This window comes from Streptomyces sp. NPDC087845, assembly GCF_044742755.1.
Classification (GTDB): Bacteria; Actinomycetota; Actinomycetes; order Streptomycetales; family Streptomycetaceae; genus Streptomyces.
This window is the reverse complement of the sequence record NZ_JBIUVC010000004.1, coordinates 547,582-572,564: the sequence shown is the minus strand read 5'-3', so window position 1 is coordinate 572,564 and position 24,983 is coordinate 547,582. Positions and strand designations below refer to the sequence as shown.

The following is a 24,983-nucleotide window of genomic DNA, read 5'->3' as shown; positions in this document are numbered from 1 at the left end:
GCACGCCCCCAGGGCTTCGTCCAGCGCAGGGCGAGCGTGTCCCGCACCCGGCCGCTGCGCTCGACCCAGCGGACGACGAGGATCGCGGCGAGGGCGGGCGCCAGCATCGCGGCCGCGATGCACACCTGCTCCAGTGCACCGGTCTCCTCGCGTGCGTCACCGCGCTGGTAACCGCTGGCCAGGAGCGGTGACATGGCCGCCCACATGCCGATGTAAGCGACACCGAGGAAGATGAACAGACCACGTCGCCGGTTGACGAGCGGCAGGTGCCTGGTTGAAAGCGTCATGACGTGAAACCTACGGATCACCGCAGCAGCGAGGAATCCAGCTAGAGCGCATATCGGCAGTGGAGCCAACTCCCCTTCCCGCAGGGAGACCTCTCCACCCGTCGAAGACAGTCAGCGGCTGACTTCGAGGTTCGTCAGGGCCGGCAGAGCGCGCAGGAGGCGGGTGGCACGAGCGGGGTCGCCGCCCGTCCGAACCCGCTGCGTCCCGGTGCTCGGGCAGGGGACGGGGTGGAGGAGGCCGCCGGGCGCGCGAGTGCCGTCGGCCCGTCGGGTGACCTGCCGTCAGGCGGCAGCCAGCCGCAGCAGGTGCTCCCGCCCGGCGGTCAGCAGCCCCGGCAGTTCCGCCGCGGCCGGGTGCCAGCGCTTCTCGTACTCCCAGCAGACCCAGCTGTCCGGGTCCAGTGTGGCCAGGCAGGCCCCCAGCGGGAGCACCCCGGCGCCCAGCGCCAGGGGCTCGGTCTCCTCCGCCGACGCGATGTCCTTCACCTGCACGTAGCCCAGGTGCGGGGCCAGCACCGCATGGCTCGCGGCCGGGTCCTCGCCCGCCAGCCAGGTGTGCATGATGTCCCACAGCGCACCGATCTGCCCGTGCCCCACCGTCCCGACGACCCGGGCCACGTCGGCGCCCGCCCGGTGCGAGTCATGCGTTTCGAGCAGGATGCGTACGCCCAGACCGGCGGCGTGCGCAGCGGCGGCGGCCAGTCGGCGGGCGGCGGTCGCGTCGGCCGCGGCGGGGTCCTGGCCACCGCCGCCGGGGAACACCCGGACGTGCTGCGCGCCCAGGTCGCGGGCCAGCTCCACCAGCCCGGCGAGCTCGTCCAGCACCGGCTTGTCGTCGCCCGCGGCGGCCGCCCGGACGTACCCGGCGACGGTCAGGATCTCGACGCCGCCGTTCTCGAACTCCGCGACGACACCGGCCCGTTCCGGCGCCGAAAGGCCCGGGTGCACCGGCTCCTCGGGGTGGGCGCGCAGCTCCACCCCCTGATAGCCGTGTCCGGCGGCGAGCCGGACGACGTCGGCGATCGGCATGCCCGGTACTCCGAGGGTCGAGAAAGCGAGCTTCACGTGCGTGTTCCTTCCGTCGGATCCACCGGCCGCCGCGCGTCGGGCCGGGCTCAGGGCTCCCGGAGCAGCTGCTCCAGGTTACCCAGCAGCCTCAGCGCGTCCGCCCGCTGCCGAGGGCCCAGCCGCTCGTGGCCGGCCAGTGCGTGCAGCTCCGCGGCGAACCGGGCACCGCCGCGCACCGCCGCCCGGTCCGCCCGCACGAGCGGCTCCAGGGCCGCTCCGGTCCACCCGCACAGCGCCTCGACCGTCGCGCGGAAGACCGGCAGGAAGACCCTCGCCTCCGCGGAGTCGATCGCACCTCCTCGGTCCGGTGCCGGCACCGCCGGTCCGCCAGGACCCGTACTCCCGGCGGTGCGCCCGGCGGGCATGGGGGCAGCGCCCCATCTTTCTGCCCCGGACCCGCATCCCCCAGCGCCCCGCGAGGCCGCGCGTTCACCACCCCCGCGGGCCCGTCCGCGAGGCCGCGCGGTCACCGCCTCCGCGGCGGCGCCGTCGACCCCCGGACCATCAGCTCGGCCGCGATCGTCGCGATGCCTCCCGGCGGCGGGGTCTCCTTGCCCATCGCCAGCCGCCCGGCCCGCGCGCCCGCCTCGAAGAGCGGCAGCCGTACGGTCGTCAGCGCCGGGACCGCGTCCACCGAGAACGGCAGATCGTCGAAGCCCGCCACCGAGACGTCGTCGGGGATGCGCAGACCATGGTCCCGGACCGCCGCGCCCGCCCCCAGGGCCACGGTGTCGTTGGCGGCGACGATCGCCGTCACCTCCGGTTCGCGGCGCAGGAGTTCGAGGGTGGCGTCGTAGCCGGAGCGGCGGTCGTAGGGGCCGTGGACGGTGAGGCGCTCCTCGTCGTACGCGTCCGCCGCGCGCCCCTTCGCGCCCTTCCCGTCGCCGACGAGCCCCGCCGCCCTCATCGCGTCCCGGTGGCCTTCGAGCCGGTGGCGGGTCGTCGTCCGCTCCAACGGGCCCGCGACGTAGCCGATCCGCCGGTGGCCGAGCGAGAGCAGATGCTCGGTGAGCCGGCGCCCGCCGCCCCGGTTGTCGAAGGCGAGCGCGGCCACGACCGCCTCGCTGTCCGGCAGCGGGGGCCGCCCGCACAGCACCACCCGGGTGCCCGCGTCCGCGAGTTTCGCCAGCTTGGCGGAGATCGCCGCCTGGTGCGCCGGGTCCTCCACCGCGCCGCCGGTGAGGACGACGGCGGCGGCACGCTGGCGCTGGAGGAGGGTGAGGTAGGTCAGTTCGCGCTCGGGGGAGCCGCCGGTGTTGCAGATGACGGCGAGCTTCTCGCCGCCGGCCCGCCCGGAGCCGTCACCCGGAGCGCCGATCTCGGTCTGCGCCGCGCCCGCCATGATCCCGAAGAACGGGTCGGCGATGTCGTTGACCAGGATGCCGACCAGGTCGGAGGTGGCGGCGGCGAGCGAGCTGGCCGGTCCGTTCAGCACGTAGTCGAGATCGTCCACCGCACGCAGCACCCGTTCCCGGGTGGACGCGGCCACCGGGTAGTTGCCGTTCAGCACGCGGGACACGGTGGCCGCGGACACCCGGGCGCGAGCCGCCACATCCGCCAGGGTGACCGTCATCGCTTCCTCCGAGGGTTTTGGGCCGGTCCCTCTTGTCCGGGCCGCTGTCGGCAGGCTAGCGTCATACGAGATAGAAAGCGCTTGCTACGGCTGTATGGAAGGAACTTCGTGACACGCAGGACAGTGCGCATCGCCATGAACGGCGTCACGGGGCGCATGGGATACCGGCAGCACCTGGTGCGCTCGATCCTCGCGATCCGCGAGCAGGGCGGCCTCGATCTCGGCGACGGCGACGTGCTGTGGCCCGAGCCGGTCCTGGTCGGCCGCCGCGCCCACGCCCTGGAGGAGCTCGCCGCGCGGCACGGCCTGACCGAGTGGTCGACCGACCTCGACGCGGTCCTCGCGGACGACACCGTGGACATCTACTTCGACGCCCAGGTCACCTCGGCCCGCGTCGAGGCGATCAAGAAGGCGATCGACGCGGGCAAGCACATCTACACCGAGAAGCCCACCGCCACGGACGTCGACGGCGCCCTGGAACTGGCCCGCCTGGCCCGCGACGCCGGGATCAAGCACGGCGTCGTCCAGGACAAGATCTTCCTGCCGGGCCTGCTGAAGCTGAAGCGCCTCATCGACGGCGGCTTCTTCGGCGAGATCCTCTCCGTACGCGGAGAGTTCGGCTACTGGGTCTTCGAGGGGGACTGGCAGGAGGCCCAGCGCCCGTCCTGGAACTACCGCGCCGAGGACGGCGGCGGCATCGTCGTCGACATGTTCCCGCACTGGGAGTACGTGCTCCACGAGCTGTTCGGCCGGGTCTCCACCGTCCAGGCGCACGTCCAGACGCACGTCCCGCAGCGCTGGGACGAGCAGGGGAAGCCGTACGCCGCCACCGCCGACGACGCCGCGTACGGCATCTTCCAGCTGGAGAGCGGCGCCGTCGCGCAGATCAACTCCTCCTGGACGGTCCGCGTCAACCGCGACGAGCTCGTCGAGTTCCAGGTCGACGGCACGCACGGCTCCGCCGTCGCCGGCCTGCGCAACTGCCGCGTCCAGCACCGCTCGGCCACCCCCAAGCCGGTCTGGAACCCCGACCTCCCGGTCACCGAGTCGTTCCGCGACCAGTGGCAGGAAGTCCCCGACAACGCCGTCTTCGACAACGGCTTCAAGGCACAGTGGGAGCTCTTCCTGCGCCACATCGTGCTCGACGAGCCGTACACCTGGGACCTGATGGCCGGTGCCCGCGGTGTCCAGCTCGCCGAACTGGGCCTGAAGTCCTCCGCCGAGGGCCGCCGCTTCGACGTACCGGAGCTGACGCTGTGACGATCCACCTCGCCCACGGCGCAACGGGGCTGATCCCGTGACTATCCACCTCCCGCAGGGGCCGTACGAACCCCGTACCACCCCGCTCGACCTCGCCCCCGGCGGGGCGCCGCTCGCCTCCCGTACGGTCTTCTCGGCCGCCCATGTCGTCGCCGACCCGTACGCCGACATCAGCCCCGACGACCCCGCGGCCGTCGACTGGGACGCCACCCTCGCCTTCCGCCGGCACCTCTGGTCGCACGGCCTCGGCGTCGCCGAGGCCATGGACACCGCCCAGCGCGGCATGGGCCTGGACTGGGCCGGCGCGGCCGAACTGATCCGCCGCTCCGCCGCCGAGGCCAAGGCGGTCGGCGGCCGGATCGCGTGCGGCGTCGGCACCGACCAGCTGCCCTCGGGACCCGCCACGCTCGCGGAGGTGCGGGCGGCGTACGAGGAGCAGCTCGCCCTCGTCGAGGAGAGCGGCGCCCAGGCCATCCTGATGGCCTCCCGGGCGCTCGCCGCGGCGGCGAAGGGTCCGGAGGACTACCTGGAGACGTACGGGCACCTGCTGCGCCAGGCGTCCGAACCGGTCGTCCTGCACTGGCTCGGCCCGATGTTCGACCCCGCGCTGGAGGGCTACTGGGGCTCCTCGGACCTGGACGCCGCCACCGACACCTTCCTGAAGGTCATCGCCGAGCACCCGGACAAGGTCGACGGCATCAAGATCTCGCTCCTGGACGCCGAGCGCGAGATCGACGTACGCCGCCGTCTGCCCGGCGGAGTCCGCTGCTACACCGGCGACGACTTCAACTACCCGGAGCTGATCGCGGGCGACGGCCACGGCTTCAGCCACGCCCTGCTCGGCATCTTCGACCCGCTGGGCCCGCTGGCCGCGCACGCGGTGCGCGTCCTGGACACCGGGGACGTCCAGGGCTTCCGCGATCTCCTCGACCCGACGGTCGAGCTGTCCCGGCACCTCTTCCGGACCCCCACCCGCTTCTACAAGACGGGCGTGGTCTTCCTCGCCTGGCTGGCCGGCCACCAGGACCACTTCACCATGGTCGGCGGACTCCAGTCCGCCCGCTCGCTGCCGCACCTGGCGAAGGCGTACGAACTCGCCGACCGGCTGGGCCTGTTCCCCGACCCGGAGCTGGCCGAGTCCCGGATGCGGGCCCTGCTCGCGGTCTACGGAGGCACCCGATGAGCGACGGCCGTCTCTCGGTCAACCAGGAGACCATCAAGCAGTGGTCGCTGCCCGAGCTGACCGAGGGCTGCGTCAAGGCGGGCATCGACAAGGTCGGCCTGTGGCGGGCCCCCGTCCAGGAGTACGGCGTCGAGCGCACCGCCCGGCTCCTCGCCGACTCCGGTATCTCCGTCACCAGCCTCTGCCGGGGCGGCTTCTTCACCGCCCTCGACCCGGCGGAACGGGCCCGCGCCCTGGACGACAACCGCGCCGCGATCGACGAGGCGGCGGCCCTGTCCACCGACACGCTGGTCCTCGTCTCCGGCGGCCTCCCGGCGGGCAGCAAGGACCTGTACGGCGCCCGCGAACGCATCGCGGACGCCCTGGGCCGGCTCGCCCCGTACGCGGCCGAACGCGGCGTACGCCTCGCGATCGAACCGCTGCACCCGATGTTCGCCTCGGACCGCTGCGTCGTCTCCACGCTCTCCCAGGCCCTGGACATCGCGGAACGCTTCCCCGCCGACCAGGTCGGGGTGGTCGTCGACACCTACCACATCTGGTGGGACGACCAGGCGCCCGCACAGATCGCCCGCGCGGGTGCGGGAGGCCGTATCCACTCGTTCCAACTGGCCGACTGGATCACCCCGCTCCCGGCGGGTGTCCTGGTCGGCCGGGGCCAACTGGGCGACGGCGCCGTGGACTTCCGCGCGTTCCGCACGCTGGTCGAGGCCACCGGCTTCGACGGCCCCGTCGAGGTGGAGATCTTCAACGAGGACCTCTGGGCACGGGACGGCGCGGAAGTCCTCGCGGAGGTCGCCTCCCGCTACGCCGAACACGCCTGCTGACGAAGCTTTTTGCCTCCACGGTAAAGAGATCGTCAAGCGGTGCAACCGTTCGGCACCCGGTTGAGTCGTATCTGTCGTCGGGCGCTTCCGGGGAGGGATCCGGGGGGATCGGGAAGCCCTGACGGAGGGGGAATACGAGGGGGGTCCGGTCTTCTGACCGGGCCCCGTTTCGTCTTCCGGCGCGGATGTGCCGGTGCGTACGCACACCCCCCCCGCACGCATCGCGGCGCGTCGCCGAAGCGCGCGGGCCGCGTGACGAGTTGGAGTCATCCGCCCTCACGCACCGGTCGGTGCGTCAGGCGTCCGGAATCCAGCTCCCGTGGAAGCCCAGCGGCACCCGTCCGGGCAGATGGATCCGGGCCACCGGCTCAGCCGTGAAGTCCTGGGCCGCGAGGATCACCAGGTCCGACGCCCCGCGGTCGGGATCGTGCACGTAACTGAGCGCGTACCCGTCGTCCTCGGCCGCCTTCGGACCGGCCGCGTCGGACGGAACGAACACGGCCTCGCTCGCCGCGGCGTCCCGGGGCAGCCGGTGGACCTGCGTCGTGCCGCGCAGCAGGTCGTGCTTGATGAGCGCGTTGCCGAACGCCCGGTCGGGCGGGTTGCCGTCGGCCGTCAGATAGGCCAGCGTCATCTCCGCGGCCGCCGCCGTGTAGCCGTAGCGGTGGCGGCGGGACACCAACGCCTCGTTGACGCGGGGGAATTCCTGCGGCCGGTCGTCGAGGGTCCTCGTCCGCACACGGCCGTGACGGAGATCGACCGTCCAGCGTTCGAGTCTGGCGGTGCCCACTCCGTACGGCCCGTCCGAGCCGCGGCCGGCGACGAAGAAGGGCGCCGGGAAGGTCGTCAGGTCGATGACGATGTCCGACCCCTCCTCGTACGCGTTGAGGGTGTGCGAGTAGTAGACCGGGTCCACCTCGAACCAGCGCACCGTACCGCCTGCTCGCGGCAGGACGCCGACGCGTGCCGGGTGCTTCCTGTTCCAGACGTACGGCACCGGGTCGCCGCGCTCGGCACCCGCCGGGTCGAAGGTGACCGGCATGTCGAGGACCACCACATGCTTCTCGGTGAGCGCGAAGTCGTGGATCATCGGCGCGTCCGCCACCGGGATGCGCGTGGTGCGCGAGACCCGGCCCGCCGGGTCCACGACCAGGTGCCGCACGTGGTCCCAGGTCGGGTAGTAGGCGATCGCGTGCAGTTCGCCGGCGTGCGCGTCGTACTTGGTGTGGGCGGTGAACGCGCCTTCGAGGGTGCCCCGGAAGTCGTGGGTGCCCACGGTGTTCAGCTCGTCGTCGAGCTCGTACGGCAGCGGACCGCCCTCCTGGAGCGCGAGGATCCGCCCCTGGTACGGAATCACATGGGTGTTGCAGGCGAAGTCGTCCGGCGGCACGGGCCCCGGACGGGGCTCGCCGAGCTTCTCCGCCACCTGGGAGGAGCGCACCCACCGGTTGCGGTACCACTCGGCGCGGCCGTCGCGGAGCCGTACACCGTGCACCATGCCGTCGCCGAGCATCCAGTGGTGGGCACGCGGGTCCTCAAGGCCCAGGACGTTGGGACCGTTGCGCAGGTAGCGCCCGTTCAACTCGCGTGGAATGCGCCCGGTGACCGGCAGATCAAAGGCCGTCAGCTCCTCCGTGACGGGCTTGAACGCCCCCTCCAAGAAGGGGAAGCGCCGCGCTGCCGCCTCCCTGGGTGCCGCGGCCGCCGGCGCCGAGCCCCCTGCGGTGCCGGCCAGCCCGCCCGCAGCTGCGACCGCCGCCGCCCCGCGCAGCACAGTGCGTCGTGTGTGTTCCGCCATGTCCCGTACTCCTGACCGAAGTTGTTGTGAGGAACAGTCAGAGTCTGCGGCGGGCAACGGGCCGGGGCAGGAGGGCTGGACACCGTCCTGGGGTGTCGCCAGACACCCTGTTTCCCAGGGCGCTCCTGGGTGGAGGCGGACGTCAGGGCCGGAGAACGGGTGAAGACGTCCTTGGTCCCGGCGGCGGACGGAATACGAACGTGCCCTCCGTCCCCGTCAACCCGGTGTGGCTGACAGCGGTCGGAGGGCATGGTGCGGTGACTGGCTCCTGACGTGAAGTGCGCCGGAGACGGCACACCGACGTGGGTCGGGTCGCCCGGCGTCAGGCGGTGATGCGGCCGTCCTTGACCGCCGCGACGAACGACGACCAGCCGTCGGCGGAGAAGACGAGCGCGGGGCCGCCCGGGGCCTTGCTGTCGCGGACGGGGACGGTGGCGTAGCCGTCGGCGACCTCAAGGCACTCGCCGTTGGCGCCTCCGCTGTAGCTGGACCTGCGCCACCCGGCCAGCGTCCTGGCGTCAGCGATGGTGTGCTCGGTGCTGTGCATGTTCGTGCTCCTCCGCGATGGCTCTGACGAGGGCCACTGACTCCTGATGCGGGGCAGCGTCGCCCAAGGCGAGAGTGTAGGACGTGCGGCACGCCTCGACCAGCGCCGGATCTTCCATCAGATGTCCGGTGTGGAGACCCTCGACGTACGAGACCGGAGCGGCGTCCGCGAAGTTCAGCAGGTAGACCATGCTCTCCTGGAGTGCGTGTGCTCCTGATGCGAAAGTCAGCACGTGCAGACGCAGGCGACCGGACTCGGCCATGTCCGCCACTTTGTGCAGCTGTTCCGCCATGACGTGCGGCCCGCCGACGCAGCGCCTGAGCGCGGCCTCGTCGAGCAGTGTCCAGGCAACCGGAGTCGATGACTTGGTGAGCAGCCGGCCGCGCTCCACGCGGCTGACAACGAACTCGTCAAGTTCCTCCGCGTGGTAGTTGGGCCGATACGCCTGGAACACGGCACGGGCGTATGCATCCGTCTGAAGCAGGCCGGGGATGAGAGACGCGGCGTACTGGCGGATCTCCGTGGCCTCACGCTCCAATTCGGCGACTGCCGCGAAGTACTGGGCGAACTTGGAGTCCAAGTCGTCCAGCCAGCGGACGAAGAAGCCGTCCGTCTTCAACGCGATGTCGATCCGTTGCGCGTCATCCGGCGTCGGCAGCCGCCGCCCCGCCTCGTAATGACTGATCAGCGTCGGCGAGCACACGACCTGATCGCCCAGGGCCTCCTGGGTCAGCCCCGCCGCCGTCCGTCGCAGCCTCAGCTCCTGTCCGTACTTCTCCCTCGGCGTACGTGGCTTCCGGGTCTTCGCCATCCAGCCCCAACTCCCTCGTCTGACCAGCGCGCTGTCAAGCCCGAACCTCTGGAGCGTAGCCACGCGCGGCCCCACTCTGTGATGAGTTCGCCACAGAACGCATCCGTTCGTGGGCATCCAGAAAGAGAGCACGCCGACATGAAAGACCTCGTCCGCCGGTTCACGGAGTCGCTGCTGCGGCTGGTGCGTCCGGCCCCGGCCACCGTCCATCCGTACTCCTGTGTATACGTGGCCGGACCCACCGTCCGTCGTACCGGTGAGCGGCCGCCGCGCGGGGAGGACGGCCCGCTGGTCCGTCCGTATCTCGAAGCGCACGAGCGGCAGATGGCCGAGGCGCGACGGCGGCGGCGCACGCTGTGGCTCGCCGTGCACGGCGTGGACGGCGTGGACGTCGAGTTCCGTCACGTGCGCCGGGCGGGGAGGGCGGTCGCGTGACCGGGGGGACGGATGAGCCCGGCACCGTACGGCTGCTGCCCTGGACGGGAGCGGACGGCAAGCCCTGCTACGTCATCGGGGACGGCTCCGGCCATGTGTCGCGGGCCGCGGACGACATCGAGAGCGTTCAGCTCGGGATGGCGGGCGACCTGCTCGGGCATGCCGCCGATCTCCTGGCGGACCGGCGCGTGACCGGCAGTGAACTGCACTTCCTGGCCTCCCGGTTGACGGAGTCCTTGCGTGATGTGAAACGGGTCGCGGAGAGCAGAGGAGCGCGACTGCCGCAAGCGCCGGGACAAGGAGTGGAGCCGAGCGATCCGTAAAAGTGGCTGCGCATACACGAGCGATGCCGATAGCGTGCGAGTAGCACATCTGTGCGAATGATGCTCACTGAGAGGCCACCTCGCGTGTCGCAAAATCCTCAGCTGACCGGAAAGCTCGATTCCGTGGAAGGGCTCAAGGAGCTCTTCGGAGGCTGACTCTTCGGGAAGCGGGCCAAGAAGAACCACGCCCTGTTCTCCAGTGCCACTGCCAAGGGCGTGGCGCGGGCCACCGTCCTGGCCACCCGGGACTACGGCGACAACAACGTTTACCACGTCGTCGCGTTCAGCACCGGGCCGGACGCTGTCGCGGACGCCCGGATCGCCGAGCTGCGGCAGCGGGCGGAGGGCATCGCCGACGAGCTGCGTACGCACGGCTACTTCTACTACGACGCCCCGACGGTCTGGGACGGCGACGGCAAGATCTGGATCAGCAAGAAGCCGCTGTTCCGCGATCTCGGCGCACCGGCGGAGGGCCTGTACGTCTTCCCGCTCCAGGAGAGCGCGACCGCTTCGGCGCCGACCGACGTGGCCTGGGCCGTCGTCGACGGCAAGCTGCACATCGTGGTCGTCGCGAAGTAGGCAGGGCCGGAAGGGAGGCGAGGGGGAACCGCCTGCCTTCCGGGCTGTCAGTGCGAGGTACTAGCGTCGAGGCATGTCCAACATGGCCGTCCTCGAAGGTGTGCTTGAGCGCATCACCTACGCCAACGAGGAGAACGGGTACACCGTCGCCCGCGTCGACACCGGGCGCGGGGCGAACGATCTGCTGACCGTGGTCGGCTCGCTGCTCGGTGCCCAGGTCGGTGAGTCCCTGCGGATGGAGGGGCGCTGGAGCTCGCACTCCCAGTACGGCAAGCAGTTCACGGTGGAGAACTACACGACCGTGCTGCCCGCCACCATCCAGGGCATCCGCCGCTATCTCGGCTCCGGCCTGATCAAGGGCATCGGACCGGTGATGGCGGACCGGATCACCACCCACTTCGGGGTCGACACCCTCGACATCATCGAGCAGGAGCCGAAGCGGCTGGTCGAGGTGCCGGGGCTCGGGCCGAAGCGGACGAAGATGATCGCCGCCGCCTGGGAGGAGCAGAAGGCGATCAAGGAGGTGATGGTCTTCCTCCAGGGGGTCGGGGTCTCCACCTCCATCGCCGTCCGTATCTACAAGAAGTACGAGGACGCCTCGATCTCCGTCGTGAAGAACCAGCCCTACCGGCTGGCCGCCGACGTCTGGGGCATCGGCTTCCTGACCGCCGACAAGATCGCCCAGGCCGTCGGCATCCCGCACGACAGCCCGGAGCGGGTCAAGGCCGGGTTGCAGTACGCGCTGTCGCAATCCACCGACCAGGGGCACTGCTTCCTTCCCGAGGAGCGGCTGATCGCGGACGGGGTGAAGCTGCTCCAGGTCGATACGGGGCTCGTCATCGAGTGCCTCGCCGAACTCGCCGCGGACCCGGAGGGCGTCGTACGGGAGAAGGTGCCGTCGCCCGAGGGCGGGGAGCCGGTCACGGCCATCTATCTCGTGCCGTTCCACCGCGCCGAGGTCGCGCTCGCCGCGCAGGTGCAGCGGCTGCTGCGGACGCCCGAGGACCGGATGCCGGCCTTCCAGGACGTCGACTGGGACAAGGCGTTGACCTGGCTCGCGGGCCGGACGGGGGCGACGCTGGCCCCCGAGCAGGAGGCCGCCGTCCGGCTCGCGCTCAGCCGCAAGGTCGCCGTGCTGACCGGGGGGCCCGGCTGCGGCAAGTCGTTCACCGTGCGCTCCGTGGTCGAACTCGCCCGCGCCAAACGCGCCAAGGTGGTGCTGGCCGCGCCCACCGGGCGGGCGGCCAAGCGGCTCTCCGAGCTGACCGGCGCCGAGGCGTCCACCGTGCACCGGCTGCTCGAACTGAAGCCGGGCGGGGACGCGGCCTACGACCGGGACCGGCCGCTGGACGCCGATCTGGTCGTCGTCGACGAGGCGTCGATGCTCGATCTGCTGCTCGCCAACAAGCTGTTCAAGGCCGTGGCACCCGGTGCCCACCTGCTGCTCGTCGGGGACGTCGACCAGCTGCCGTCGGTCGGCGCGGGGGAGGTGCTGCGCGATCTGCTGGCCGAGGGCGGACCCGTTCCGGCGGTCCGGCTGACGACGATCTTCCGGCAGGCCCAGAAGTCCGGCGTCGTCACCAACGCGCACCGCATCAACACCGGGACGCCGCCCCTCACTCAGGGCCTGGACGACTTCTTCCTCTTCGTCGAGGACGAGACGGAGGAGGCGGGCGTTCTCGCGGTGGACGTCGCCGCCCGTCGCATTCCGGCCAAGTTCGGCCTCGATCCGAGGCGCGACGTACAGGTCCTCGCCCCCATGCACCGCGGCCCGGCCGGCGCGGGCACGCTCAACGGGCTGCTCCAGCAGGCCATCACCCCGGGCCGCCCGGACCTCCCCGAGAAGCGGTTCGGCGGCCGTGTGTTCCGGGTCGGCGACAAGGTCACCCAGATCCGCAACAACTACGACAAGGGGGAGAACGGCGTCTTCAACGGCACGGTCGGCGTCGTCACCGCCCTCGACCTGGACGAGCAGCGGCTGACCGTCCTCACCGACGAGGAGGAGGAGATCGGTTACGACTTCGACGAGCTGGACGAGCTGGCCCACGCGTACGCCATGACGATCCACCGCTCCCAGGGCAGCGAGTACCCGGCCGTGGTCATCCCCGTCACCAAGAGCGCCTGGATGATGCTCCAGCGGAACCTCCTCTACACCGCCGTGACCAGGGCCAAGAAGCTCGTCGTGCTGGTCGGGTCGCGGCAGGCGATCGGCCAGGCCGTCCGCACGGTTTCCGCGGGCAGGCGCTGTACGGCGTTGGATTACCGGCTGGCGGGGGGCTCGGGAGGAGGATCTGTCGAAAAAATGATCGATCAAATCGGTGGGAAACATCACGGAGGTCTTCCGGAACCGGTGTCAAGGGGGCAGGATGAGTAAGTTCGCGGCACTGAGTGCCGCGAATAGGTCCAATGGACGACCCCGAGTGCACTCTCCTGAGCCAAATGGGGGAGGGTGGAGACAGTCAGGGAACCTCGAAGAAGAGGCACTACGTCGGTGAGGGATGACGTGAGCGAGCACACCAGCAACGCTGTAGTACTGCGGTACGGCGATGGCGAGTACACCTACCCGGTGATCGACAGCACCGTCGGCGACAAGGGCTTCGACATCGGGAAGCTCAGGGCCAATACGGGCCTGGTCACGCTGGACAGCGGGTACGGCAACACCGCGGCGTATAAATCCGCCATCACCTACCTCGACGGTGAGCAGGGCATTCTGCGCTACCGCGGCTACCCGATCGAGCAGCTCGCCGAGCGCTCGACGTTCCTTGAGGTCGCGTACACGCTCATCAACGGTGAGCTTCCCAAGGTCGACGAGCTGTCGACCTTCAAGAACGAGATCACCCAGCACACGCTGCTGCACGAGGACGTCAAGCGGTTCTTCGACGGCTTCCCGCGCGACGCCCACCCGATGGCCATGCTGTCCTCGGTCGTCAGCGCGCTGTCCACGTTCTACCAGGACAGCCACAACCCGTTCGACGAGGAGCAGCGCCACCTCTCGACGATCCGGCTGCTGGCCAAGCTGCCCACGATCGCGGCGTACGCGTACAAGAAGTCGATCGGCCACCCCTTCGTCTACCCGCGCAACGACCTCGGGTACGTCGAGAACTTCCTGCGCATGACCTTCTCGGTCCCCGCCCAGGAGTACGACCTGGACCCGGTCGTCGTCTCCGCGCTCGACAAGCTGCTCATCCTGCACGCGGACCACGAGCAGAACTGTTCGACCTCCACCGTGCGTCTGGTCGGCTCCTCGCAGGCGAACATGTTCGCCTCGATCTCCGCCGGTATCTCGGCGCTGTGGGGCCCGCTGCACGGTGGCGCCAACCAGTCGGTGCTGGAGATGCTCGAAGGCATCCAGGCCAACGGCGGCGATGTCGACTCCTTCATCCGCAAGGTGAAGAACAAGGAGGACGGCGTCCGGCTGATGGGCTTCGGCCACCGCGTCTACAAGTCCTTCGACCCGCGCGCCAAGATCATCAAGGCCGCGGCGCACGACGTGCTGTCCGCGCTCGGCAAGTCCGACGAGCTGCTCGACATCGCGCTGAAGCTGGAAGAGCACGCGCTCTCCGACGAGTACTTCGTCTCGCGCAACCTCTACCCCAACGTGGACTTCTACACCGGTCTCATCTACCGGGCCATGGGCTTCCCGACCGAGATGTTCACCGTGCTCTTCGCGCTCGGCCGGCTCCCCGGCTGGATCGCCCAGTGGCACGAGATGATCAAGGAGCCGGGTTCCCGCATCGGCCGCCCGCGCCAGATCTACACCGGCGAGGTCCTGCGCGACTTCGTCCCGGTCGAGGGCCGCTGAGTCCCGCACCACCCCCCCCGCACCGCCCCGGCCGACGAGGCCGGTCGTCTTCGCCCCGTGTACCGCGCTTTCGCACAGAGCGCGGTGTCCGGGGCGATTTGCTTGCCCGGCGGGGTCCGGCGGGTCCGGCGCGGCTCGGGCGGTCGGGCGCGGTTCGGGCGGTCGGGCGCGGCCTGGTGGGTCCGGGTCGGTACCGAGGCCGAGTCCGGCGCCGCTCGGGCGGTCCGCCGGGCCGGGCAGCGAGAAGCGCCCCGCCATCGATCCCCCCACGGGCCGACAGCGAGGCGCTTCCCATATCCCGGAGCGGATTCCCCCCACGGGATCCGGCCGGGCGTCTGTGGGAGCCGAAGCTCCTGAGCGTTCCCCACTCCTGCGTACGGGCGTTGCCGCCCGCTGTGTACTGCGGTCTTCACTTGCTACTGCGGTCTTCACTTGTACTTCCGGTGCGATCTGCCGGGGTACGTACGCACGGGAGGGCCGCTCAAAGCTCCCCGGTGCACGTGCCCCGGCCAACGCTTGCCCGAAGCATCCCCCAAGACACTTCGACGGACGTCCCCCAAGACATCCTTGGCATCGCACTCTTAGACTCGCGAACCCGCCGGATGGTTACCCTGAAATCGGTGTGATCTAAATCTCTTTGTGGATGTTAAGTGAAGGCGCGCAACCGCAGGCTGTTCGTCACGACGAAGACCGATGAGAACGCCATCGCCGCTCCCGCAATCATAGGGTTGAGCAGGCCAAATGCCGCAAGGGGTAGGGCCGCAACGTTATAACCGAATGCCCAGAAGAGGTTGCCCCTGATGGTGGCCAGGGTGCGCCGGGAGAGCCTGATCGCATCGGCTGCCACCTTGAGATCTCCACGAACGAGGGTGAGATCGCCTGCCTCGATCGCGGCGTCCGTGCCGGTTCCCATCGCCAGACCGAGATCGGCGGTGGCCAGGGCGGCCGCGTCGTTGACCCCGTCACCGACCATGGCGACGGAGTGCCCCCGGGCCTGGAGTTGCTCGATGACGTGGACCTTTTCCTCGGGCAGGACCTCGGCGTGGACCTCGTCGATCCCGACGGTCCGGGCCACGGCGTCCGCCACGGCCCGGTTGTCACCGGTCAGCAGGACGGGGTGGAGACCGAGCGCGCGCAGTGCGGCGACGGCGTCGGCGCTGGACTCCTTGACCGCGTCGGCGACGGCGAGAACCCCGCGCGCCTGCCCGTCCCAGGCGACCGCGATCGCCGTACGGCCCCGGGCCGCCGCGTCCGCCACGGCGCCGGACAGCGCCTCGGGGACGGCGATGCCCGCGTCGGCGAGCAGCTGCTCGCGGCCGACGAGGACGGCGTGGCCCTCGACGACCCCCTGGACGCCGAGGCCCGCGACGTTGGCGAAGTCCTCGGGCGTGGGCAGGGCGGTGCCGGTGCGTTCGACGGCTCCGGCGGCGACGGCCTGTGCGATGGGGTGCTCCGAGGAGTGCTCCAGGGCGCCCGCGAGCCGCAGCACGTCGTCCTCGTCCGTACCGTCCGCGGTGTGGACGTCCAGCAGGGTCATCCGGCCGGTGGTGACGGTGCCGGTCTTGTCGAGGACGATCGTGTCGACGCGGCGGGTGGTCTCCAGGACCTCCGGGCCCTTGATCAGGATGCCGAGCTGGGCGCCGCGTCCCGTACCGACCATGAGGGCGGTCGGGGTGGCGAGGCCCAGGGCGCAGGGGCAGGCGATGATCAGTACGGCGACGGCGGCGGTGAACGCGGCCGTCACGTCGGCCGTGGCGAACAGCCACCCGGCCAGGGTGACCAGCGCCAGCACCAGCACCACGGGGACGAAGACCGCGGAGATCCGGTCGGCGAGCCGCTGCACCTCGGCCTTGCCGCTCTGCGCCTCCTCGACGAGCCGGGCCATCCGGGCCAGCTGGGTGTCGGCGCCGACCCGGGTCGCCTCGACGACGAGCCGGCCGGAGGCGTTCACGGTCGCCCCGGTGACGGCGTCGCCGACGCCCACGTCGACCGGGACGGACTCACCGGTGAGCATCGAGGCGTCCACGGCCGACGCGCCCTCGACGACGGTGCCGTCGGTGGCGATCTTCTCGCCGGGGCGGACGACGAAGCGGTCGCCGACGGCGAGCCGGCCGACGGGGACGCGTACCTCCGTACCGCCCTTGAGGACGGTGACGTCCTTCGCGCCCAGGTGCATCAGCGCCCGCAGGGCGGCACCGGCCTTCCGCTTGGACTTCGCCTCCAGATAGCGGCCCAGCAGGATGAAGGTGACGACACCGGCGGCGACCTCCAGATAGATGGTGGAGGAGGCTCCGTCGCGCGAGACGGTGAAGTCGAAGCCGTGCCGCATCCCGGTCGTGCCCGCGTCGCCGAGGAACAGCGCCCACAGGGACCAGCCGAAGGCGGCCAGGGTGCCGACCGAGACCAAGGTGTCCATGGTGGCCGCGCCGTGCCGGAGGTTGGCCCAGGTCGCGCGGTGGAAGGGCAGCCCGCCCCAGACGACGACGGGGGCGGCGAGCGTGAGGGAGAGCCACTGCCAGTTGTCGAACTGAAGGGCCGGGACCATCGCGAGCACGACGACGGGGACGGCGAGGACGGCCGAGACGGTCAGGCGCCGGCGCAGCGCGTCGAGCGCGGCGGCGGCGCTCCGCTCGGCGGGGTCGCCGTCGTCGGCACCGGCCGGGGCGCCGGGACCGGTCGTGGCTCCGGTGCCGGCTTCCGCGCCGCCGCCCTCGGATCCGCCTTCGACGGCGTCCGCGGGTGCGGCAGGCGCGGCAGGCTCGACCGCCGCGGGCGGTGCCGGTTCGGGGCTGCGGACGGGCCGGGCCGTGTAACCGGTCTTCTCCACCGTGGCGATCAGGTCCGCGAGCCCGGTCCCCGGGCCGAAGGAGACACGGGCCTTCTCGGTCGCGTAGTTCACGCTGGCGGTGACGCCGTCCATCCGGTTGAGCTTCTTCTCGACGCGGGCGGCGCAGGAGGCGCAGGTCATCCCGCCGATCGTGAGTTCCGCCCGGGAAGTCTCCGGTGCCGGGGTCCCGGCCGCTGTCGCGCGGTGCATGTCCGTTGCGCTGTGCATGTCCGAACTCCTGAAACGCCGACCGGGCCGTACCCCACCAGTATCTGCTGGTCGGTCCGGCCCGGCGGGCAAAGCGGGTGAAGCGGGTGTATCCGGCGTATCGGGTGGGTCCCGATGGTGTTCAGGCCCGGCCGACGAGCTCGTAGCCGGCCTCGTCCACGGCGGCGCGCACGGCGTCCTCCGCCAGCGGGGCGCGGGAGACGACGGTCACCTGGCCGGTGGAGGCGACGGCCTTCACCGAGGTGACGCCCTCGATGCCCGAGATCTCCTCGGAGACGGCGCCCTCGCAGTGGCCGCAGGTCATGCCGGACACCTGGTAGACGGCGGTCACCGCGCCCGCCCCGTCGCCGCTGTCCGTGCCGTCGTGGCAGGAGCCGCTCGGCGAGCAGCAGGAGCCGGTGGCCTGGGGGAGCTGGGTCTCGGCGGTCATGGTGTTCTCCTCTTGGGTGGGCGCGGAAGGGTGTGGCGTCGGGAACCCGGGCAGATCCGGCGTCCCCCGACGCTCATCACACTATACCCCTAGGGGGTATTAACGCGAGCGCCTCGCCGACCCTCGCGCGCTTGGTGCGCCAGCGACCGCAGCCAGGCCAGCGCGACGAGCGTGATCACGACCGTGCCGCCCACCGAGAAGAGCGTGAACAGGTGGCGCTGCTCGTCGGTGGGGGCCGGGATGTAGCCCTGCGCGAAGAGCGCGCGGCTCAGGCCGGTGTCGGTGACCCGTGCGACCAGCCAGATCGCGATGCCGTGCATCGAGTCCCAGAGTGCGTGCAGCACGGCGACGCCGAGGTAGGTGGCGATCACGGGCGCGGCGAGGCGGAAACGCCCGTCCGGCCTCCGGAAGGAGAGCAGGACGCCGCCGGCGATCGCCGTCCACAGGCCGTGCCCGAACGGTGCGAGCACCCCGCGCAGCACCTCGGTCTCCAGCAGGGCGTGCAGGTCGATGCCCTTCATGGTGACGGCGGCGTTGAAGGCGTAGCCCGCGCTCTCGAAGGCGGCGAACCCGAATCCGACCGTCGCGCCGAGCACCAGTCCGGCCCGCATGCCGTGGATGTGGGGGTGGCGGCGGAGTACGAACATCAGCGCCGCGAGCTTCACCGCCTCCTCGATCAGTCCGACCCCCAGGAACATCCAGAGGGACGGGTTCAGCAGGTAGTACTCCATGACGGAGGCGCCGAGCACGCCCAGGATTCCGCCCGTCAGGAAGCAGCCGGGGATGAGGGCCGCCCCGAGGTCGCTGCCGTGCCGTTCGTACGCCCACAGGACGAAGACGGCCGGGACGAGGAAGCTGCCGAGCAGGATGAGGGTCGGCAGCAGGGTCGTGTTCTGGGTGGCGTACGTGGCGATCGCGGTCAGGATCCAGAGGGCTGTGCCGCCCCACAGGCACCGCTTCCACAGGCCGGGGCGCGGCTGTGGGGATTGCGCCGGGGCCTGCTCCGTCCGCCAGGTCTGCTGTGCCTGCGGGGCGGAAGGGTCGGCGGGTGACGGGCTGCCGGGATCGGTGGACCGGTTCACAGGCGCTCCCTATGCGTATCTCCGGATTTGTCCCGAATCCTATGATGCATGGGGCTGTAGGGCATTCGGGCGATCGGAGGGGAGGCCGAGGACGCGGCGGGGAGCGCGCGCCGCCTTCTCGCCGAGGGCGGCGCCGCGTCACTTCCCGGCGGCGTCCGGCATGCCGGGGGTCCGGTGCGGGCCGCCGCAGGAGCGGAGGAAGTCCCGGGTGCGGCGGGCGATGGGGAGGGGCTTGTCGGGCGGGCACGGATACATGTCCTGCTCGACGATGGCGAAGAGGTCGACGTCCAGCTTGCGGGCGGCGGCGAGTACGGGTTCCAGTGCGGGCACTCCGCTCGGCGGTTCGCACATCACGCCGCGCGCCACGGCGGGCCCGAACGGCACCCCGTCCGCCACGACGTGGGCCAGGATCTCCGGATCGACCTGCTTGAGGTGCAGATAGCCGATCCGTTCGCCGTAGGTCTCGATCAGCTCGACGCTGTCGCCGCCGCAGTAGGCGTAGTGGCCGGTGTCGAGGCAGAGCGAGACCAGGCCGGGATCGGTGGCGTCGAGGAAGCGGGCGACGTTCTCCGCGCCGTCGATATGGGTGTCGGCGTGCGGATGGACGACGATGCGCAGCCCGAACCGGTCCTGTACCTCGCGGCCCAGCCGCTCCGTCAGGGTGGTGAGGTCGCGCCACTGCTCCGCGGTGAGGTCGCGGTCCTCCAGGACCTCGCCCGTCCTGTCGTCGCGCCAGAACGACGGGATGACCACCAGATGCCCGGCGCCCATCGCCCGGGTGAGTGCCGCGATGTCGGCGACATGCGCCCAGGTCCGGTCCCAGACGCCGGGACCGTGGTGCAATCCGGTGAAAACGGTGCCGGCCGAGACCGCGAGTCCGCGGCGGCCGGTCTCGTCGGCGAGGCGGGCCGGATCGGTCGGGAGATAGCCGTACGGGCCGAGCTCGATCCACTCGTAACCCGCCGTCGAGACCTCGTCCAGGAAGCGCTGCCAGGGGACTTGCCGCGGATCGTCGGGGAACCACACCCCCCACGAGTCGGGTGCCGAACCGATGCGGATACGGGCCGGAGCCGCTGCGGAGGAGGTCATACCGCCCAGCCTCCCGGCCCCGGCGGGGCGGTGTCAATGATTCGTCCGTATGTCCGGACAAAGCGTTGACAGGGGTTCGGGGGAGGGCTAGACCTGGGAACAGCCGCCCGGTCGCCGGTCGAAGGGACGCAGATGCCTGAGCTGTACGACGTGATCACCATGGGCCGGATCGGTGTGGATCTCTACCCCCTGCAGACCGGTCTGCCCCTGGCCCGGGTCGACACCTTCGGGAAGTTCCTCGGCGGCTCACCCACCAACGTCGCCGTCGCGGCGGCCCGGCTCGGCCGGCGGGCCGCGGTGGTGACCCGCACCGGCCGGGACGCCTTCGGGGACTATCTCCACCAGCAGTTGCGGGAGTTCGGGGTGGACGACCGGTGGGTGACACCCGTCGACGCGTATCCCACGCCGGTCACCTTCTGCGAGATCTTCCCGCCGGACGACTTCCCGCTCTACTTCTACCGCCGCCCCAAGGCCCCCGATCTGGAGATCCACACGTCGGAGCTGGACCTCGACGCGATCCGTTCGGCCCGGGTCTTCTGGATGACGGGCACCGGGCTGTGCGCCGAACCGAGCCGCACCGCGACCCTCGCCGCACTCCGCGCCCGCGACAGGTCCGGCCTCACCGTCTTCGACCTCGACTGGCGCCCGATGTTCTGGGACGACGGCTCCGCCGGCCCCACCGCCCGCTACCGCGAGGCCCTCGCCCTCGCCACCGTCGCCGTCGGCAACCTCGACGAGTGCGAGATCGCGACCGGCGAGCGCGAACCGTACGCGGCCGCGCGCGCCCTGATCGCCGCGGGTGTCGAGCTGGCCGTCGTCAAACAGGGCCCCGAGGGCGTCCTCGCCGTCCACCGCGACGGCACGGTGGCCGACGTGCCGCCGCTGCCCGTCGAGGTCGTCAACGGCCTCGGCGCCGGTGACGCCTTCGGCGGGGCGCTCTGCCACGGGCTCCTCGCCGGCTGGGAGACCGGCCGCGTCATGCGGTACGCCAACGCCGCCGGTGCCATCGTCGCGTCCCGGCTCGCCTGCTCGCCCGCCATGCCGTTCCCGTACGAGGTCGAAGCGGCCCTGACCGCGGGCGCCGTCACCTCCCGCCCCACCGGAGCCACCCCATGACACCCCCGGCCTCCTCGGTCTCCGAACTCGTCCAGCTGCGCATGCGCCACCCCGAGGCCGTCGCCGAGGCCGCCGCGCGCCGCCGCAGACGGCCCCTCGTCGGCGGCGGCGGACGCCTGATGATCATCGCGGCGGACCATCCGGCCCGTGGCTCCCTCGCCGTCGGCGACCGCGAACTGGCCATGGCCAACCGCTTCGAGCTCCTGGAACGGCTCTGCCTCGCCCTCGCCCGCCCCGGCGTCGACGGCGTCCTCGCCACCGCCGACATCCTCGACGACCTGCTGCTCCTCGGAGCGCTGGAGAACAAGGTCGTCGTCGGCTCGATGAACCGCGGCGGCCTCGCGGGCGCCGCCTTCGAACTCGACGACCGCTTCACCGGCCACCGCCCCGAGGACCTCGCCCGGCTCCGCTTCGACGCGGGCAAACTGCTGCTCCGCATCGACTACGACGACCCCGGCTCGCTCGACACCATGCACGCCACCGCCCGCGCCATCGACGCCATGGCCGCACACCGGCTGCCGGTCTTCGTCGAACCGTTCCTCTGCCGCCGCATGGACGGCCGGCTCCGCAACGACCTCGGTGCGGAGGCCGTCACCACCTCGATCGCCATCGCCTCGGGGCTGGCCGGGACGTCGGCGTACACCTGGCTCAAGGTCCCCGTCACCGAGGACCCCGACGACATGGCCCGGGTGATGGCGGCCTCGACGCTGCCCGCCGTGCTGCTGGGCGGCGAGGTGGGCGACGACCTGGACGGCGCGTTCGAGAAGTGGCGCACGGCGCTGCGGCTGCCCACCGTCCAGGGGCTGGTGGTGGGGCGTTCGCTGCTCTACCCGGCCGACGGGAGGGTGGCCGCGGCCGTCGACACGGCCGTGTCGCTGCTGGAGCCGGGAGAAACGGGCGGGGACCGGGTATCGGGTAGGGGATGGGTATGACGACGTACGACGAACCGCGCAACGCACCGCGCCGCCACCTTCGCGCCGGATCCACGGCGAGCGGCCCCTACACCCTGGACATCGACCCGGAGCGCGCCGGATGGGACCGGTCGAGCCTGCGGGTGCTGGAGCTGGGGCCGGGCGGAGTTCACACGCTCGTCACCGGGGAGAGCGAGTGGATCGTCCTGCCGTTGACGGGTGGCTGTACGGTGCACACCTCAGGTGAGATCTTTGAACTGCTGGGCCGGGAAAGCGTGTTCAGTGGCGTATCCGACTTCGCCTATGTACCGCGTGACGCCCGTGCACAGATCGCCTCCGGCGCAGGGGGCCGCTTCGCCCTGGCAGGAGCGAAGTGCGAGCGACGACTCCCCGCTCGCTACGGCCCCGCGCCGGAGGTACCCGTCGAACTGCGCGGCTCCGGGAACTGCTCCCGCCAGGTCAACAACTTCGCCGCCGCCGACACTTTCGTGTGCGACCGGCTGATCGCCGTGGAGGTCCTCACCCCCGGCGGCAACTGGTCGTCCTACCCGCCGCACAAACACGACGAGCACCGCCCCGGCGCCGAATCCGTGCTGGAGGAGATCTACTACTTCGAGGTGGAGCACGACGGCCTCGGCTACCACCGGGTGTCGCCGTCCCGGGCCGGCGGCACGGACGTCCTCGCCGAGGTCCGCAGCGGCGACGCCGTCGTCATCCCCGACGGGTGGCACGGCCCGTCCATCGCCTCCCCCGGCCGCACCCTCTACTACCTCAATGTGATGGCGGGCCCGGGGGAGCAGCGGGAGTGGCTGATCACCGACCACCCCGACCACAGCTGGATCCGCGACACCTGGCCGGACCTGCCCGTGGACCCCAGACTCCCGCTGTACGGGACGGAGGCGGCCTCATGAGCGCACCGCGTACCCGCAGGCTGACCACCGCCCAGGCCCTGGTGTCCTTCCTGTCCCGCCAGTACACCGAGCGCGACGGCCGGCGGCAGCGGCTGATCGGCGCCACCTGGGGCATCTTCGGCCACGGCAACGTCGCCGGAGTCGGCCAGGCCCTCGTCGAGTCCGGCCGCGCCATGCCCTACCTCCAGGGCCGCAACGAGCAGGCCATGGTGCACGCCGCCGTCGGCTACGCCCGCCAGTCCGGGCGGCTGTCCGCGCACGCCGTCACCACCTCCATCGGCCCCGGCGCCACCAACCTCGTCACCGGCGCCGCCCTCGCCACGATCAACCACCTCCCCGTCCTCCTCCTGCCCGGGGACACCTTCGCGACCCGGCCCGCCGACCCCGTGCTCCAGCAGCTCGAAGTCCCGGCCGCGGGCGACATCTCGGTCAACGACTGCCTGCGCCCCGTCTCCCGCTACTTCGACCGGATCACCCGCCCCGAGGCCCTGATCCCGGCCGCGCTCCAGGCCGTGCGGACCCTCGCCGACCCGGCGGAGACCGGCGCCGTCACCCTGGCGCTGCCCCAGGACGTGCAGACCCAGGCGTACGACTGGCCGGAGGAGTTCTTCGCCGAGCGCGTCTGGCACGTACGCCGCCCCGCCCCCGATCCGTACGAGCTCGACCGGGCGGTACGGGCCCTGCGCAGCGCCCGCCGGCCGCTGATCGTGGCGGGCGGCGGGGTCCGCCACAGCGCGGCCGAGGAGACCCTCGCCGCGTTCGCCGCCGCCACCCGCGTCCCCGTCGCCTCCACCCAGGCCGGCAAGGGCTCCCTGCGCCACGACCACCCCGCCGACGTCGGCGGCATCGGCCACACCGGCACCGCGACCGCCGACGAACTGGCCCGCACCGCCGACCTGGTCGTCGGCATCGGCACCCGCTACTCCGACTTCACCACCGCTTCCGCCACCCTCTTCGCGAACCCCGCCGTCCGCTTCCTCAACCTCAACATCACCGGCTTCGACGCCCACAAGCTCGGTGCGCTCCCGCTCGTCGCCGACGCCCGCGCCGCCCTCGAAGCCCTCACCGCCGCGCTCGCCGCACGCAACCACCGCGTCGACCCGGCCTACGAGACCGAGTACACCGAGGCCAAGGCGGAGTGGGAGCGGCGCGTCACCGCCGCGTTCACCGCCGGCGACCCGCACGCCCGCCCCACCCAGGCGCAGGTCCTCGGCCTCCTCGACGCGCTGGTCACCGAGGACGACATCCTGATCAACGCGGCCGGTTCGCTCCCCGGCGACCTGCACAAGCTCTGGCGGACCCGCTCCTCGCACCAGTACCACGTCGAGTACGGGTACTCCTGCATGGGCTACGAGATCCCGGCGGCGATCGGGGTCCAGCTGGCCGCCCCCGGCCGCCCCGTCTGGGCCCTCGTCGGCGACGGCACGTATCTGATGAACCCCACCGAGATCGTCACCGCCGTGCAGCAGGACCTCCCCGTGAAGCTGGTCGTCCTCCAGAACCACGGCTACGCGTCCATCGGCGGCCTCTCCGAGGCGGTCGGCGGCGAGCGCTTCGGCACCGCCTACCGCCAACGGGCCGCGGACGGCACCTTCACCGGCCCCCCGCTCCCCGTCGACCTCGCGGCCAACGCCGGTTCGCTCGGGATGCGGGTGCTGCGCGCCAAGACCGTGCGTGACCTGCGCGAAGCGCTCGCCGAGGCGCGCGCGGCGGACCGTCCCACTTGTGTCTACGTCGAGACCGAAACGGCAGACACAGTGTCGGGCCCCCCTCCGGCACAGGCGTGGTGGGATGTTCCCGTAGCCGAAACGGCCACCCGGCCGTCGGCCGTGGAAGCCCGCCAGGAGTACGACCGACACGTCGCCGAACGACGCCGCCACCTCTGAAGACGCCACTGAA

General features: G+C 71.4%; 22 protein-coding genes and 1 pseudogene. 12 read left to right on the top strand and 11 right to left on the bottom strand.

Annotation, left to right across the window (positions count from 1 at the left end; genetic code table 11):
• The 4 genes and pseudogenes from ACIOMQ_RS14505 to ACIOMQ_RS14490 form a co-directional block, all read right to left on the bottom strand.
• Positions 1 to 287, bottom strand: a pseudogene (locus ACIOMQ_RS14505) (hypothetical protein); the annotation flags it as partial.
• Positions 288 to 569: 282 nt separating this feature from the next.
• A complete protein-coding gene (locus tag ACIOMQ_RS14500; RefSeq protein WP_401264272.1) occupies positions 570 to 1,352 on the bottom strand; it encodes a sugar phosphate isomerase/epimerase family protein in 783 nt (260 codons plus the stop codon).
• Positions 1,353 to 1,402: 50 nt separating this feature from the next.
• A complete protein-coding gene (locus ACIOMQ_RS14495; RefSeq protein ID WP_362206760.1) occupies positions 1,403 to 1,672 on the bottom strand; it encodes a hypothetical protein in 270 nt (89 codons plus the stop codon).
• Positions 1,673 to 1,821: 149 nt separating this feature from the next.
• Complete coding sequence (locus ACIOMQ_RS14490) at positions 1,822 to 2,928, bottom strand: LacI family DNA-binding transcriptional regulator (RefSeq protein ID WP_402189090.1); 1,107 nt, start codon at positions 2,926 to 2,928, stop codon at positions 1,822 to 1,824.
• A gap of 108 nt (positions 2,929 to 3,036) precedes the next feature.
• Between ACIOMQ_RS14490 and ACIOMQ_RS14485 the strand changes: the two genes are divergently transcribed.
• The 3 genes from ACIOMQ_RS14485 to ACIOMQ_RS14475 are packed head-to-tail and all read left to right on the top strand — an operon-like array spanning position 3,037 to position 6,195.
• Positions 3,037 to 4,188 carry a Gfo/Idh/MocA family protein gene (locus ACIOMQ_RS14485; protein WP_402189088.1) on the top strand — a complete coding sequence of 384 codons (1,152 nt, stop codon included), beginning with the start codon at positions 3,037 to 3,039 and terminating at the stop codon, positions 4,186 to 4,188.
• Positions 4,189 to 4,225: 37 nt separating this feature from the next.
• Positions 4,226 to 5,371, top strand: coding sequence for a dihydrodipicolinate synthase family protein (locus ACIOMQ_RS14480; protein ID WP_362206763.1), 1,146 nt, complete (start codon positions 4,226 to 4,228; stop codon positions 5,369 to 5,371).
• Positions 5,368 to 6,195, top strand: coding sequence for a sugar phosphate isomerase/epimerase family protein (locus tag ACIOMQ_RS14475; protein ID WP_362206764.1), 828 nt, complete (start codon positions 5,368 to 5,370; stop codon positions 6,193 to 6,195). The genes ACIOMQ_RS14480 and ACIOMQ_RS14475 overlap by 4 nt, the downstream gene beginning before the upstream one ends.
• Before the next feature lie 295 nt (positions 6,196 to 6,490).
• Here the strand turns inward: ACIOMQ_RS14475 and ACIOMQ_RS14470 are convergent, their stop codons facing one another.
• From ACIOMQ_RS14470 to ACIOMQ_RS14460, 3 genes are all read right to left on the bottom strand, one after another.
• On the bottom strand, positions 6,491 to 7,993 hold the full coding sequence (locus ACIOMQ_RS14470; protein WP_402189086.1) for a carotenoid oxygenase family protein: 1,503 nt from the start codon (positions 7,991 to 7,993) through the stop codon (positions 6,491 to 6,493).
• 322 nt (positions 7,994 to 8,315) lie between these two features.
• Entirely contained in the window at positions 8,316 to 8,540 is a 225-nt protein-coding gene (locus tag ACIOMQ_RS14465; protein ID WP_402189084.1) for a DUF397 domain-containing protein, read from the bottom strand.
• The gene (locus ACIOMQ_RS14460) at positions 8,512 to 9,351 is read right to left on the bottom strand and encodes a helix-turn-helix transcriptional regulator (RefSeq protein WP_362206767.1); all 840 of its coding nucleotides are present in this window, start codon (positions 9,349 to 9,351) and stop codon (positions 8,512 to 8,514) included. Before ACIOMQ_RS14460 ends, ACIOMQ_RS14465 begins: the two co-directional genes overlap by 29 nt.
• A gap of 138 nt (positions 9,352 to 9,489) precedes the next feature.
• On the opposite strand from ACIOMQ_RS14460, the gene ACIOMQ_RS14455 reads away from it, so the two are divergent.
• The 5 genes from ACIOMQ_RS14455 (at position 9,490) to ACIOMQ_RS14435 (ending at position 14,490) form a co-directional block, all read left to right on the top strand.
• On the top strand, positions 9,490 to 9,786 hold the full coding sequence (locus ACIOMQ_RS14455) for a hypothetical protein (RefSeq protein ID WP_402189082.1): 297 nt from the start codon (positions 9,490 to 9,492) through the stop codon (positions 9,784 to 9,786).
• Positions 9,783 to 10,109: a hypothetical protein gene (locus tag ACIOMQ_RS14450; protein ID WP_402189080.1), complete on the top strand. Its 327-nt coding sequence runs from the start codon at positions 9,783 to 9,785 to the stop codon at positions 10,107 to 10,109. Before ACIOMQ_RS14455 ends, ACIOMQ_RS14450 begins: the two co-directional genes overlap by 4 nt.
• 216 nt (positions 10,110 to 10,325) lie before the next feature.
• Positions 10,326 to 10,688 (top strand): hypothetical protein, encoded by a 363-nt coding sequence (locus ACIOMQ_RS14445; protein ID WP_402189078.1) that lies wholly within the window; start codon positions 10,326 to 10,328, stop codon positions 10,686 to 10,688.
• 73 nt (positions 10,689 to 10,761) lie between these two features.
• Positions 10,762 to 13,062, top strand: coding sequence for an ATP-dependent RecD-like DNA helicase (locus ACIOMQ_RS14440; RefSeq protein WP_401753071.1), 2,301 nt, complete (start codon positions 10,762 to 10,764; stop codon positions 13,060 to 13,062).
• Positions 13,063 to 13,191: 129 nt separating this feature from the next.
• Complete coding sequence (locus ACIOMQ_RS14435) at positions 13,192 to 14,490, top strand: citrate synthase (protein ID WP_362206772.1); 1,299 nt, start codon at positions 13,192 to 13,194, stop codon at positions 14,488 to 14,490.
• A 646-nt stretch (positions 14,491 to 15,136) separates the two neighbouring features.
• Here the strand turns inward: ACIOMQ_RS14435 and ACIOMQ_RS14430 are convergent.
• The 4 genes from ACIOMQ_RS14430 to ACIOMQ_RS14415 all read right to left on the bottom strand — a co-directional run bounded on the left by ACIOMQ_RS14430 (position 15,137) and on the right by ACIOMQ_RS14415 (position 20,146).
• A complete protein-coding gene (locus ACIOMQ_RS14430) occupies positions 15,137 to 17,527 on the bottom strand; it encodes a heavy metal translocating P-type ATPase (RefSeq protein WP_402189109.1) in 2,391 nt (796 codons plus the stop codon).
• Between the two features lie 139 nt (positions 17,528 to 17,666).
• Positions 17,667 to 17,975 (bottom strand): heavy-metal-associated domain-containing protein, encoded by a 309-nt coding sequence (locus tag ACIOMQ_RS14425; protein ID WP_362206773.1) that lies wholly within the window; start codon positions 17,973 to 17,975, stop codon positions 17,667 to 17,669.
• An 89-nt stretch (positions 17,976 to 18,064) separates the two neighbouring features.
• Positions 18,065 to 19,057 (bottom strand): PrsW family intramembrane metalloprotease, encoded by a 993-nt coding sequence (locus ACIOMQ_RS14420; RefSeq protein WP_401264256.1) that lies wholly within the window; start codon positions 19,055 to 19,057, stop codon positions 18,065 to 18,067.
• A 138-nt stretch (positions 19,058 to 19,195) separates the two neighbouring features.
• A complete protein-coding gene (locus ACIOMQ_RS14415) occupies positions 19,196 to 20,146 on the bottom strand; it encodes a sugar phosphate isomerase/epimerase (RefSeq protein WP_362206774.1) in 951 nt (316 codons plus the stop codon).
• Between the two features lie 132 nt (positions 20,147 to 20,278).
• On the opposite strand from ACIOMQ_RS14415, the gene iolC reads away from it, so the two are divergent.
• The 4 genes from iolC to iolD are packed head-to-tail and all read left to right on the top strand — an operon-like array spanning position 20,279 to position 24,970.
• Positions 20,279 to 21,262, top strand: coding sequence for a 5-dehydro-2-deoxygluconokinase (iolC, locus tag ACIOMQ_RS14410; RefSeq protein WP_401753074.1), 984 nt, complete (start codon positions 20,279 to 20,281; stop codon positions 21,260 to 21,262).
• On the top strand, positions 21,259 to 22,194 hold the full coding sequence (locus ACIOMQ_RS14405) for a deoxyribose-phosphate aldolase (protein WP_401753076.1): 936 nt from the start codon (positions 21,259 to 21,261) through the stop codon (positions 22,192 to 22,194). Before iolC ends, ACIOMQ_RS14405 begins: the two co-directional genes overlap by 4 nt.
• Complete coding sequence (gene iolB / locus ACIOMQ_RS14400) at positions 22,191 to 23,084, top strand: 5-deoxy-glucuronate isomerase (RefSeq protein WP_362206777.1); 894 nt, start codon at positions 22,191 to 22,193, stop codon at positions 23,082 to 23,084. The genes ACIOMQ_RS14405 and iolB overlap by 4 nt, the downstream gene beginning before the upstream one ends.
• A complete protein-coding gene (gene iolD / locus ACIOMQ_RS14395) occupies positions 23,081 to 24,970 on the top strand; it encodes a 3D-(3,5/4)-trihydroxycyclohexane-1,2-dione acylhydrolase (decyclizing) (RefSeq protein ID WP_402189075.1) in 1,890 nt (629 codons plus the stop codon). Before iolB ends, iolD begins: the two co-directional genes overlap by 4 nt.
• The last annotated feature ends 13 nt before the right edge of the window (positions 24,971 to 24,983 follow it).